The organism is Paraflavitalea speifideaquila (assembly GCF_032395985.1).
Lineage (GTDB): Bacteria > Bacteroidota > Bacteroidia > Chitinophagales > Chitinophagaceae > Paraflavitalea > Paraflavitalea speifideaquila.
The window spans coordinates 2,384,290-2,396,667 of sequence record NZ_CP135920.1 but is presented as its reverse complement, the minus strand read 5'-3'; the positions used below and the strand labels follow the sequence as shown (position 1 = coordinate 2,396,667).

Genomic DNA, 12,378 nt, shown 5'->3' with positions numbered 1-12,378 from the left:
TTAAAGATTGGACAATACCTCATCCAGATGATGCACCATATCGGCTGCATTCTCTTTACTGAATACGAGGGGTGGTTTTATTTTCAGTACATTGTACAACGGACCATCGGTGCTAAGCAGGAACCCTCTTTCTTTCATCCTTTCTACCACCGCATTGATCTCGGCTACAGCCGGCTCTTTGGTAACCCTGTCTTTCACCATTTCGGCGCCTACAAAGAGCCCATGCCCGCGCACATCACTGATGATGGCATGTTTGCTCATCAACCCTCGCAGCTTTTCCATTAAAAAATTACCGGTTTCAAGCGCATGCTGTTGCATGTTTTCGGTTTGTATTACCTCCAGTACCGCCTTACCGGTAGCCATGGAAACAGGATTGCCGCCAAACGTATTAAAGTACTCCATGCCATTGTTAAAAGCATCGGCAATCTCTTCTGTAACCACTACAGCAGCCAGGGGATGGCCATTACCAATGGGCTTGCCCAATACTACGATATCCGGTTCCACACCCTGTAGTTCAAATCCCCAGAAATGCTCGCCTATCCTACCAAAACCAACCTGTACTTCGTCGGCAATACAAAGACCACCATCCTTACGGATATGTGTGTATACCTTTTCAAGGTAATGATCGGGTAATGGTATCTGGCCACCCACACCCAATAAGGTTTCGCAAATGAAAGCAGCTACCTTACCGGGATACTGTGCCAGTATGAAGGCTACATCCGCAGCATATTTTTCGCCTGCTGCCGGATCGTCATAACCATAAGGACCACGGTACAGATCGGGTGAAATGGCTTTGTGGATATACGGCATTTGACCAAACCCTCCCTTGCCATCAAATTTATAGGGGCTCATTTCTATGGCCACGGTAGAAGTACCATGATAGGCATGATCCAATACCATCACCTCTTTTCTTTTGGTATAATGACGGGCCATGCGAATGGCCAGGTCATTGGCCTCACTACCCGAATTGGTAAAATAACATACGGATAGCTTAGCAGGTAAAGTACGATGAAGGGCTTTGGCAAAATCTACCAGGTGATCATTGAGGTACCGGGTATTGGTATTGAGGGAAGCAATTTGTTTCTGCATCGCCTTTACCACTACGGGATGGCAATGGCCCACATGACTCACGTTGTTCACACAGTCAACAAACGTGCTTCCCTTGTCGTCATAGAGGTATTGTAAAGCGCCTTTAACGATCTTGAGGGGCTTATTATAACTGATGCTAAGGTTCCTTCCTATAAAAGCTTTTCTTTCGCGCAACAGGGGCTGTAATCGTTTTCCTGGTGGATCAGGGCAGGCCTGCCACAGGCTTTCCGGAAAGTATCGGCTGCCTTCAGGGGATTGGTTCGGATGAGCTGGTCCAGCAATACCCAGGCATGTTGTTCGGTCACAAAGTGGTGACTGTTGACCGAGCCCAGGGATGTTTGCCAGGCCGATTGGGTAACGCTGATACAAAGTCTGGCAGCTACCAGGTAATAAATGAGGTCTATCTCCTGATCGGTCAGGGGAAAGGCTTTATGGTAACCTTCTATCACCCAGGCAGCAGCCTGAATGGGATGGTCGGTATTGAGCATTGCATAGGTACAAGCAATAGCTACATTATTGACCAGCGCTGAGTACACCATATCGCCCAGGTCGATGAGGCCACTTACTTCTCCCTCCTTCACCAGGATATTGTAATCATTGGCATCATTGTGAATACAAGCGTGGCGCAGGGAACTCAAAACTGGTAATACCTCGGTTTCAAAAGCCAGTACGAAATAACCAGCCACCCGGCGTTTGGCCGGGTCGGTAATACAATGCAGCAGTTGATTGGAGTTGGCTGCGGTATTCACATCCCAGGTATAGGGACGGTGCAGGGCATCATGCTGAAAATCCTGCATAGCTTCATCGGTTTTACCTAAGAAGCTACCCAACCCCTGGTACAATGACCTGGATTTATCCTTCACCTGTACCCAACAATCACCTTCGAGCCAGGTAAGGATGCGTAGATAGTATTGTTTACCATCTTTGAAAATGGGCGTCAGTTCCTGGCGGTTCTTATTGCGGAGCACCTGTTGAAACTTCCAGGCTACCGGACTTACCGTAAGGTGTTCCAGTATACGCAACTGAGCATCGAGAAAGAATAAGATTTCTCCTCGCCTGTGATCTTCAGGATCAGTTTCCGGCCCGAAGCATCGGTGATCTTGTAATTGAATTCATCGTAACCCGAAAGTGTTTCAACCTCCACTGCCAGCAGGTAATTTTTTTGCACCAACTGCTTCACTTCAATAGCTGTAAATTCCATGTCTTTATTTATTTTTCAGTATCATTAAGAGATGCGCCGCCGACCAGCTGAAATTCCTTGCATTGAGCCCCTTACCGGTAAGGGGATGGTAATTCTCGTACAAGGGGCCTTGTGTAAGTAAACCTTCGGCCTGCTCCAGCAATTTCTTTTCCAATGTATTGGCCAGTTGATGATAACCATATTTGCGCAGGCCCGTGGTGCCAAAGGCAAACTGGTCGAGCCAAACCGGCCCCCGCCAGTATCCCTTCATCGGGTCGAAAGCAGGATGATCGGCAGCCAGGGTAGGCAATGGTATTTTGGTATTGAACTTGGCCGGGTCTTCCATTTTTCTTTTAATACTTTCGGCCTGTTGCTGAGTAGCTATACCAGCCCACAAGGGAATCCACCCTTCAGGCCCATCGATCCTGATCCGCTCCGGAGCGCCTGCCAGCCGGTCGTAAAAATAGCCTGCCGTTGGATCATAAAACTGGTTGACAATTTTGGGCAGCAGGATGGCTGCTTCCTGCTTAAATGCAGACGATTTGTTGCCTGCGATCACCGATAATTTGTCTAAATACAATTTCTCGGCATAAAGATACGCGTTGAGGTCTACGCTTTCCTGGTTAAGCGACCAGGCGCCATCACTATTCTTCAACATAACAGCACTATCAAACCGCACTGCATTGTCCATACCACTTTCCCAGGCAGCCGCAATGCGGGTGCCGTCGGTAGAACCATATTCACAAAGACCGTTGCGGTCATGATCCCGGTACTGGTACCACCACTGATGGTAACGGATAAGCTTTGGCAGCATTTCCTGCACAAAAGCTTTATCCCTGGTATGCCGGTATACTTCCCACACAGCCCAGGCGGCCAAAGGCGGCTTGGTATCCCGCCAGTTATTTTCTCTTTTATCGGCATAGATACAGTCGGCTATCATACCCTGTTCATCCTGGTAATCGAACATGGAACGGATATTGTTTTTGGCCAGTTGTGGAAAGAAACTGGCGAGGCCCGCAGCCTGTTTCCAGCTATCCCAGCTCCACACACCATAAAAGCCCTGGTAATTGATGGAAGGAAACACCCCATCATGCAAAATATCTTTCGATTGGCTGCGCCAGTTGGTCAACAGGGTAACCATGCATTTTACTGCCAGCCTTTTTCAGCAACACTTAACTGGTTTGAGGTACCAAAGTACCGGGCGAGGTAATGATTCCACCGGCTTGTATTCTGCTGCAAGGCTATAGTAAAATCGTAGGTACGGGGTTGCTGCACCGTATCGGGATAATAAGCCTGGACCTGGGTTTGTGCGTAGCTGCCACCTGGTTGAATAGTAACGGGCCATTGTGCTGTGTAATGCAGGCTGTCTGTTTCCAGCCTGGTTCCTATGGGAAAGCTGATCCTGAATTGCTGCACTAGTATACTATTGTTACCGCTGCTTATACCGGGCGCCTTGCCGCTGTACTGCACCAACAGTTTTCTGCTACGGCTTGTTTTATTGAGCAACCGGGTGTGCAACAATGCTTCCCGGTTCGATACAAAGATCAATTGTTGCAGGATGGTGAGGCCGGCTATATCCAGTTGTTGTTCCAGGAGGCCCGGATAATAGGTAATGCGGGCTTTTGCATCAGCCAGGGAAATTGTTTCACCGTTTTCGGTAAGTGCCAGCCTGGAGAAGGCATCACTCAACCAGCTGCCTTGCATGTCCATCAACAAGGGACCTATGAATGCGCCATTGTCTTCTTTACGCGCAGGTAGTGCATAAGCATGCCAGGCGCCCATATCGCTGAACACATTGTGGGTGATGGTTTTGCCTATAGGTGGCGCTGTGCGCAGGTTCAATACATCGGGATAACTGGTACGTTGTGCCTGGGCTACCTGTACGGCAAGGAGCAGGCCGATCCATATTTTCATTGGCTTTATTTTACAATGGGGCGAAGGGTAAAGGAATAATGGTAATCCTGGTAAGGCAGCCAGTATTCCGCATGTGGTTTGGCGCCCCAGCTATTATCGCCTCCTACACCCATTTGTTTGAAATCAATATTCCACCATACTTTATCCTCATTGATCATGCTGCCACCATGGTTATTTTCTGCAGCATGGCGGTCAAACTCCAGACGATCCATATTGAAGTGCAATACCCCGGCACTGATCAGCGGATTGCCCTGGGCAATAAGGCCCATGCCTTTGCCATTTACCAATTGCATCCAACGCACCTCTGTTCTATAACCACTTTCCTGCGCCCGTGGATAAGGATGAAATAGCTGGCTGGCATTCATGCTGTATACATCAACAGCCGCCGCCGTATTCCTATCGGCATAATTATCAAATGGACCACGCCCCAACCAACGCACCTGATCGAATGCTCCCTGTAACAATAGGCGCATACCAAAACGGGGTAATTCAGGCATCCGCTCTTTCCCCGCTATCATACCAACGGCAACCTGGACCTCACCACCTGCCGCTACGGTATAAGTAGCTTGGTAAACCGCTTTTACCGCAGACAGGTAATGCCAGGTGTGAATGGTTACATGCCCGTCATCGGTCTTAGACACCTGCATGGAATCAAGTCTTACTGTTTGTAAAACATCTTTCCAAACCGCGCAACGTATCTGTTGGCTATTACCAATATCATTATCGGTAGCCGCCCGCCAGAAATGCGGCTGCAGCGGCGAAGCCATGATGGGCTGTCCTTGCCAGGCATAGGATTGCAGCCAGCCGGTGGTACGGTTAAACTGTAATTCAAAATCACCATCGGCAATAGTAATCTGCTGCCCGTTGTCCTGGTAGTTTACAATTTTATTACTTTCCCTGGGTTGAAGCGGTGCCTGGAATACAGGCAGCCCGAATTGTTCCCAGGCGGCCAGTTCACCCGCAGGCAGTAGGCTGCTGGCATACCGGGTATGCGCCTCTATTGTGAGAAAGTATTCTACCCCAGGTTGAGGAGCTATGACTGGGAGCGGCAGGTTGATGATCTTTTCGCCATGTGGTGCCAGTGAACCAACCTCCAGATCGCCTCCATGTAGCTTTACACCATTTGCTTTTATGTACCAGGAGAAAGTAAATTGATCAAGGTCGGTAAAGTCAAGTCGATTGATCAACCGGATACTATTGGCCGACAAGGCTACAGGTTCAAAGGCGACTGGCTGTATCACTTTTTTAAACTCAAATGCCTGTGGATGGGGGTACGGTCGGCCGCAAACAATCCATCGGCACAATAACTCGTGTCGCTGGTAAGGCCCACATTACCCATATCGCGGCCATAGGCCCAAATATCCCTTCCTGCCTTGTCTTTCATTTTAAGGGTCTGGTCCGAAAAATCCCAGATAAAACCACCTTGTAATTGCGGGTACTTGTAAATAAGATCCCAATAGGCTTTGAGGTTACCACCGCCATTGCCCATCATGTGGACATACTCGCATTGGATAAAGGGCCTGTCGCGCCATTCTTTCACATATTCCAACATGACATTGGGCGATTTGTACATGGGGCACACGATATCGGTAAATTCATTGCGGCCAGCGCCTTCATACTGTACAGGGCGGGTCTCATCTTTTGATTTCAGGTACCGGTAGGTAGCCATGAAATTCTCGCCAAAGCCGCTTTCATTACCCAGGCTCCAGGTAATAATGGAACAGTGGTTTTTATTGGATTCAAACATCCGCTGGGTACGATGCAGGTAGGCCTGCTTCCACAAGGGTTTATCTGACAATGTTTTTTCAGGATGAAAACTCATGCCGTCACATTCTATATTGGCCTCATCCACCACATAGATACCATATTCATCACATAGGCGGTACCATTCCGGGCTATTGGGATAATGGCTGGTACGCACCGCATTGATATGGTATTGCTTCATGAGCTGTATATCTTCCTTCATGCTGGCAGCCGTAATCACTTTGCCCGTATACATATTGTGCTCATGGCGATTCACCCCTTTGATCTTCACCGCTACGCCATTTACCAACAGCAACCCGTTCCTGATTGCTACCGTACGGAAACCTGTTTTGTGCGCAATACATTCCACCAGCTTACCCTTTTGTTGTACTGTGTTATAAGCAGTGTATAAAGTTGGGGGCTTTCTGCATTCCAACTTTTTACCTTACTTAACAGGCCCTCAAAATGGTAATTGGCGGCCCCATTCAATGGGCTTTGTTGCTGTAGAACTGTTGTGCCTTTATCGTCCAGCAATTTGATCTGAAGCCGGCCTTCAGCTGCTGCCTTGTTCAACTGTACATCGAGGTTGAAGATACCTTTGGTATAGGTACTGTCGAGGGCAGCCCTTACAAAGAAATCCTGTATACCTATGGGAGGCCTGGCAATCAGTTGTACACTTCGTTCTATGCCGCTAAGCTTCCACATGTCCTGTCCTTCCAGGTAAGTGGCGTCACTAAAGCGAAATACCTGAACAGCTATTGTGTTCTCCCCTTTTCTTAAATAATCAGTGATGTCAAACTCGGCGGCTGTTTTACTATCCTTGCTAAGGCCCACGTATTTTCCATTGACCCAGCAATAGAAAAATGAATTGACCGCCCCAAAGCGCAGGGTTATGTTTTTACCGGCCCATGCCTGGGGTAGGGTAAAATGGCGGCGGTAAGAACCTACCGGGTTATCGTTTTGCGGCGGGAAAGGAGGGTTTACAGGAATGGGATACTCCACATCCGTAAAAATATATTTATCAAACCCTTCGGTTTGCCAGTGAGCTGGTACTTTTATATTGCTCCAGCTACTCACATCATATTGGTTCAGGTAAAAACTGTCGGGCCTAAGGGCAGGCGACGCTGCCAGTTTGAATTTCCATACGCCATCCAGCGATAGTACATTGGGAGAAGATAAAGCGGCCAGGGCGGCCGCTTCAGATATGGACGGTACAAAAGAGGCATGGGGTGCGAGCGCATTTTCCGTTTGCAGGGCCGGGTTTTCCCAGGCATTTACTGCTTGCTGCGCCCGGGCAGTAAAAACATTCATTCCTAATAACAAACCAATACTCAATCCAGTGCTGTACTTCATTAATGCCAGGTTAATCAGGATGAAAAATATCGCACCGGTATATGGCTATACCGGTGCGAAGGGTTAATACAGATTGTTCTGTTCCAATAATGGGTTTACATTTATTTCTTTCAAAGGAATGGGAAAACGGATGTGTTTATCTTCTACATAATTATTGGTTGATGGTTTTCCATGGTTTACCAACAGGGGTTTCACCAATTGTTTGGCAGTAGCGCCACGTCCCCAGCGTACCAGGTCAAACCAGCGGATGCCCCATTCCATGGCCAGCTCAACCGGCCTTTCGTGGTTGCGGATCTGTTCACGCAATTGGTCTTTATTCAACCCACCCACGGCAAGCGGTTTGGCATGGCTGCGGTTACGCACTTCATTCACAAAACCGGTAGCTTCACCTGTTTTATTATTTTCATTAGCCGCTTCGGCCAACATCAACAACACATCGGCATACCGGATCACGGAAATATTGGTACCTACATAAGCACCACCCCGGTCGTTAGGATAGGCATACTTATTAAAATATACCGGACGTTGCAGATTCGATGCTACTGTGCTATAAGATACCAGGTTGGCAGGGATATTCAGGTCCCACATTTTGGAGGCCGGGTCATTGAAGAAGATCGTGCCGTATACACGGTCACTGTATTCGCCACCGGTTGTCTTATCATTCTTCAGGGTAGTTACCAACCAGTCCGAAGGATAATAGATCTCCCATCCATCGAGCGCATAAGGCCGTACTTCGAAATTGAAAGGATGCCTTTCATCCGAGATAGCGCGGTCGCCACTGAATTGTATCTCAAAGATCGATTCTGGACCATTTTCCTTGGTACCATTGAAATTATCGATGTAATTACTGTTCAACGCAAACTTGCCATAGATCTCCCGGAACTTTGCTTCTGCTTCTGCCCATTTTTCACGAAACAGGTAGGTTTTACCCAACAGTGCTTTGGCTGCATTCCTGGTTGCTCGGCCTTTATAGGTATCCGCATAAGATAGAGGCAATGCCACCTCAGCATCCTTGAGGTCCTTCTCGATCTGCGCCCACACATCCGCTGCCGCAGCTTGTGGCACTTGTAATTTGTTAAGGTCTTTTTCAAACTTCAATACCAGTGGCACATGCTCAAAACCATTTACCAATACAAAATAGTTGTACGCCCTTAGGAACTTTGCTTCTGCCACGATCTCATTGCGTTCCTGTTCGGTCATTACCGTAATACCCGGTACTTTTTCAATAACCTGGTTGGCACGGCCAATGCCGGCATAACAGGTAGCCCACAGGTTCCAGGGGCCACTTTCGTCGGCATTGTTTACAAAGGCTGCCAGGTTTTTACCATAAGGCTCATTTTTATTATTGTCAACATCATCGGCCTTATAGGCAAGTGTGATATATACTTCTTCAAAGAAGGTCCATTTAGAACCATCATGTCCCTGTAAGGCAGCATAGGTGGCTGTAATGCCTTGCAAGGCGTGTTGCCTGGTAGTCCAGAAAGTAGTTTCTGTAAGACTTTGTTTATCGTCCAGTTCCAGGTATTTATCAGAGCAGCCGGTGAAGATGGTGGCGGCAGATATGAAAAGGGCGGCTATTTTTAACTTCATGATTGACGATTTAAAATTTCAGATTAGAATCCAAGGTTTACACCAAATACAAAAGAGCGGCTCATGGGGTAATAACCACGGTCGATACCACGGCTAAATATGCCGGTATTGGAAAGATCCGGATCAAAACCAGCGTAGTTGGTAATGGTGAGCAGGTTATAAGCGCCTGCATAGATGCGTAAGCGATCAATGTGCATCTTTTCTGTTAACGCCTGTGGCAGGGTGTAACCTACTTGCAGGTTGCGCAAACGGATAAAGGAGGCATCTTCCAGGAAATAATCTGATACCCGCAGGTTCTCATTCTCATCAGCATTGGACAAACGATATACAGAAGCATTGGGATTAGAAGGGCTCCAGGCATTCTGCAGATCGGCCGAACGATAAAAGCGGTACAGGAACATTTTGGCGCCATTGTACATCTTCTGTCCTTGCTTACCATTCAGGAATATGGTGAAATCGAAATTCTTATAACTGGCATTAAAGGTCAATCCGAAATCCAGTTTAGGCAATCCATTTCCCATTAACAGTTTGTCATTGTCATCCAATGCACCATCGCCATTGGTATCCTGGAAACGGAGATCACCTGGTTTTGCATTGGGTTGTAATTTTTCACCAGCTTTGTTTACGTGTGCATCTACTTCGGCTTGTGACTTGAAGATGCCGGCAGTTTGATACAGGTAGAAGGAAGCCAGGGCCTCTCCTTTCTTGGTAAGGGTAGTACCGCGGTTATTAAAATCAACAAAACCATCGGCAATCACGCCTTCATCATAACCCAGGCGGATGATCTTATTTTGGCTGTGAGAGATATTAGCCGTCAGGTCCCAATTAAAGTCACTTTTAGCAGGATGGTGGTAAGTAACGGTCATTTCCCATCCTTTATTTTCCATATCGGCAATATTGGTCAGCGGCAGTGCTGTAATACCGGAGGAGGAAGGGATGGGTGTTTCGGCCAACATATCAGAAGTACGGGAACGGAAATAATCGAAGCTACCACTGATGGTGTTCTTCAGGAGGCTGAAGTTCACACCAGCGTTCAATGTAGCCGTTTGCTCCCATTTGATATTGTTATTGGCCAGGGTTGCTGCAATAGCACCCACATATACCTGCTGACTAAGTGCTGTACCAAAAGGATAATTGAGGTAAGGATTAGAACCTGCCAGGAATATTTTGGCGAGGTATTGGAAATTGCTCACGTTTTGGTTACCTACTGTACCGTAGCTGATACGGGGTTTCAGTTCGGAGATCCAGGGCACATTAAAGAAACTTTCTTTATGCAGGTTCCAACCAGCCGAGAATGAATAGAAGGTTCCGTACCGGTTTACCGATCCGAATTTGGAAGAACCATCACGGCGAATACTTCCCTGCAGGAAATATTTGTCATCATAATTATAGCTCACCCGGCCAAAGTAAGATTGCAGGGTACTGGTAAAATTCCAGCCACCTGCACGGATAAAGTCGCCCGTACCATCTACAATAAGGCCCGAGAGGGCTTCAATGAGCGGACTGCTCAGGTGGTTACCAGAGCCTGAAGTTCCCTGGCTGATGGATTTCTCGCGAGAAAAACCATACATGGCTTTGATGCGGTGATTGCCTATTTCTTTTTCATAATTCAGCAAGTGGGTTAATACGGTAAATTCGTTCCGGCCACGGCTTTCGGAGCGGCTGGGATTTTCTACCAGGGCTTGTGCACCAAAGTCATACGGCGCACTTTGGTTAAAATCGAAGGTGTTTACTATATTGCGGCCCAGCGTAAAATTGTAAGAGAGTCCTTTCCACAGGCGCAGGTCGGCCGAGATATTGAATTGCAGGTGATCATCGATGGTGCTGCCATTACTGAGCATTCTTTCGCCCACGGGATTACCGGAGCCCAGTTCAGTTTCAGGTTTTGCATATCCATTCACTTTAGTGGCATCATAAATAGCTTTATGAGGCAAGGTATTGTACACGTTCATGATGGGTGAAAAACCTGCATTGCCATCACCATTCACATCGCCAAAATTCTTATTGTTGAAACGGGTGTAAGCAAAGATGGGGCTGATCTTAAGCCGGCCGCTCAGGAGCTTGATGTCTGAATTGAGGCGGATATTATCGCGCTTGGAACCAGAGTTAATGATGGAGCCGGAGTGTTCCCAATGGCCAAGGGATAAGCGGTACGTGAGTTTCTCCGTGGCGCCCGACATATCCACATCATATTTTTGCTCTACCCCTTGTTTGGTAAAAGCATCCACCCAGTTGGAATTGGCATATTTGCTGTCATCCTGTACATAGATGGGGGCCGTTTCGCCATCATTGGCATACGCTTCCCGTACTACCTTGTTCATGGGCACTTTTTCCAGCAGGTCAATATTGTTGTTGAGCCTGTGGAGTGATACATACGAATTGAAGTTGATGCGGGGCTCACCTGATTTTCCCTTTTGGTGGTGATGATGATCACACCACCTGCTGCCCTGGCGCCATAAATAGTAGCTGCAGAAGCGTCTTTCAGGATGCTCACAGATTCGATATCATTGGGGTTGATGTCGTACGCATAGCCCAGTGGAATACCATCTACTACATACAGGGGTTGTCGTTATTGATACTATTGAGACCGCGCACCAGTACTACGGGATTGGCGGCGGGGTTACCCGTACCGGCACTCACGATCACACCGGCGGCTTGTCCCTGCAGCATCATTCCAATATTGCCGGTTGGCTGCTTTGCCAGGTTTTTGGTGTTCACAGTAGAAATGGCAGCGGTGAGGTCACCCTTTTTCTGGTTACCATAACCAATCACCACTACTTCATCGAGGCCCTTTTTGTCTTCTTCCAGTACGATGGCCAACTCCTGATCGCTGGTCAATTTGATCTCCTTTTTCAGAAATCCGGTTGCCGAAATAACCAGGGTAGCATTGGCTGGTACGGTAAGGGTAAAGCTACCCGTTTCGCTGGCAGAGGTTCCGGTAGTCGTATTTTTAACCTGAACGCTGGCGCCGGCAATGGGCTGGCCGGCGGGGCCTGTAATTTTACCCCTGAGGGTCCAGTTGGGGGCGTTACCTGCCCATTGGCAGTTATCCCGCATAAAAAAAGGAACAATAAGATTCCGTTCCCTCTTAAAAATTTCCACATACGTGTTTTGGTTTTAAGTTTTTAATATGGCTTTGCATGTACAGGTTGGCAGCAACCATTCAGGTGGTTACAACGTAACCAGCCTTCCCGAACAGGGCAAGTAATGTAGTCAGGAAAAATGGGGGCAGGTGCTTCCGAAGCCTCTATTCAGGCTTTCCAGGTACCCCTACAGCACCTCTACAAGAGGGCTAATTAATTGAATAAGAAGGGATCAAAAATTGGACAGAAAATCGGAGAGGCTCTCCTTATGATCCAGGTTGAAGGCTTTACGCAGCCGGTAACGGGCCATTTCGACCGATTTGACAGAGATATTATTGAGAGAAGCGATGTCTTTAATAGACAGGTTGAGCCTGATCTGGGCGCAGAGCCGCCGTTCATTTTCTGTAAGGTCAGGGTATTTTTGGA

12 protein-coding genes are annotated in these 12,378 nt (G+C 47.7%); all 12 read right to left on the bottom strand.

Annotated elements, in window-relative coordinates:
• The 12 genes from RS881_RS16590 to RS881_RS16535 all read right to left on the bottom strand — a co-directional run bounded on the left by RS881_RS16590 (nt 1) and on the right by RS881_RS16535 (nt 11,971).
• Complete coding sequence (locus RS881_RS16590) at nt 1-1,263, bottom strand: aminotransferase class III-fold pyridoxal phosphate-dependent enzyme (protein ID WP_315822092.1); 1,263 nt, start codon at nt 1,261-1,263, stop codon at nt 1-3.
• The gene (locus RS881_RS16585) at nt 1,239-2,111 is read right to left on the bottom strand and encodes a phosphotransferase (protein ID WP_315822091.1); all 873 of its coding nucleotides are present in this window, start codon (nt 2,109-2,111) and stop codon (nt 1,239-1,241) included. Before RS881_RS16585 ends, RS881_RS16590 begins: the two co-directional genes overlap by 25 nt.
• A complete protein-coding gene (locus tag RS881_RS16580; protein ID WP_315822090.1) occupies nt 2,084-2,290 on the bottom strand; it encodes a hypothetical protein in 207 nt (68 codons plus the stop codon). The genes RS881_RS16585 and RS881_RS16580 overlap by 28 nt, the downstream gene beginning before the upstream one ends.
• 4 nt (nt 2,291-2,294) lie before the next feature.
• Entirely contained in the window at nt 2,295-3,410 is a 1,116-nt protein-coding gene (locus tag RS881_RS16575; protein ID WP_315822089.1) for an MGH1-like glycoside hydrolase domain-containing protein, read from the bottom strand.
• A 5-nt stretch (nt 3,411-3,415) separates the two neighbouring features.
• Nucleotides 3,416-4,183, bottom strand: coding sequence for a trehalase domain-containing protein (locus tag RS881_RS16570; RefSeq protein ID WP_315822088.1), 768 nt, complete (start codon nt 4,181-4,183; stop codon nt 3,416-3,418).
• A 5-nt stretch (nt 4,184-4,188) separates the two neighbouring features.
• Nucleotides 4,189-5,424, bottom strand: a complete 1,236-nt coding sequence (locus RS881_RS16565) for a beta-galactosidase small subunit family protein (protein WP_315822087.1) — start codon at nt 5,422-5,424, stop codon at nt 4,189-4,191.
• The gene (locus RS881_RS16560; RefSeq protein WP_315822086.1) at nt 5,421-6,296 is read right to left on the bottom strand and encodes a glycoside hydrolase family 2 TIM barrel-domain containing protein; all 876 of its coding nucleotides are present in this window, start codon (nt 6,294-6,296) and stop codon (nt 5,421-5,423) included. The genes RS881_RS16565 and RS881_RS16560 overlap by 4 nt, the downstream gene beginning before the upstream one ends.
• Entirely contained in the window at nt 6,257-7,279 is a 1,023-nt protein-coding gene (locus RS881_RS16555; protein WP_315822085.1) for a sugar-binding domain-containing protein, read from the bottom strand. The genes RS881_RS16560 and RS881_RS16555 overlap by 40 nt, the downstream gene beginning before the upstream one ends.
• Nucleotides 7,280-7,342: 63 nt before the next feature.
• On the bottom strand, nt 7,343-8,869 hold the full coding sequence (locus tag RS881_RS16550) for a RagB/SusD family nutrient uptake outer membrane protein (RefSeq protein WP_315822084.1): 1,527 nt from the start codon (nt 8,867-8,869) through the stop codon (nt 7,343-7,345).
• 23 nt (nt 8,870-8,892) lie between these two features.
• Entirely contained in the window at nt 8,893-11,259 is a 2,367-nt protein-coding gene (locus RS881_RS16545; RefSeq protein WP_315824505.1) for a SusC/RagA family TonB-linked outer membrane protein, read from the bottom strand.
• A complete protein-coding gene (locus RS881_RS16540; protein ID WP_315824504.1) occupies nt 11,187-11,387 on the bottom strand; it encodes a TonB-dependent receptor plug domain-containing protein in 201 nt (66 codons plus the stop codon). Before RS881_RS16540 ends, RS881_RS16545 begins: the two co-directional genes overlap by 73 nt.
• Nucleotides 11,388-11,419: 32 nt before the next feature.
• Nucleotides 11,420-11,971 (bottom strand): carboxypeptidase-like regulatory domain-containing protein, encoded by a 552-nt coding sequence (locus tag RS881_RS16535; RefSeq protein ID WP_315822083.1) that lies wholly within the window; start codon nt 11,969-11,971, stop codon nt 11,420-11,422.
• Between the last annotated feature and the right edge of the window lie 407 nt (nt 11,972-12,378).

What these genes read in the sequence shown, in the direction of transcription:
- RS881_RS16580 (WP_315822090.1), bottom strand. Translation starts at nt 2,290, where the DNA reads ATGGAATTTACAGCTATTGAAGTGAAGCAGTTGGTGCAAAAAAATTAC.
- RS881_RS16575 (WP_315822089.1), bottom strand. Translation starts at nt 3,410, where the DNA reads ATGGTTACCCTGTTGACCAACTGGCGCAGCCAATCGAAAGATATTTTG.
- RS881_RS16570 (WP_315822088.1), bottom strand. Translation starts at nt 4,183, where the DNA reads ATGAAAATATGGATCGGCCTGCTCCTTGCCGTACAGGTAGCCCAGGCA.
- RS881_RS16555 (WP_315822085.1), bottom strand. Translation starts at nt 7,279, where the DNA reads ATGAAGTACAGCACTGGATTGAGTATTGGTTTGTTATTAGGAATGAAT.
- RS881_RS16550 (WP_315822084.1), bottom strand. Translation starts at nt 8,869, where the DNA reads ATGAAGTTAAAAATAGCCGCCCTTTTCATATCTGCCGCCACCATCTTC.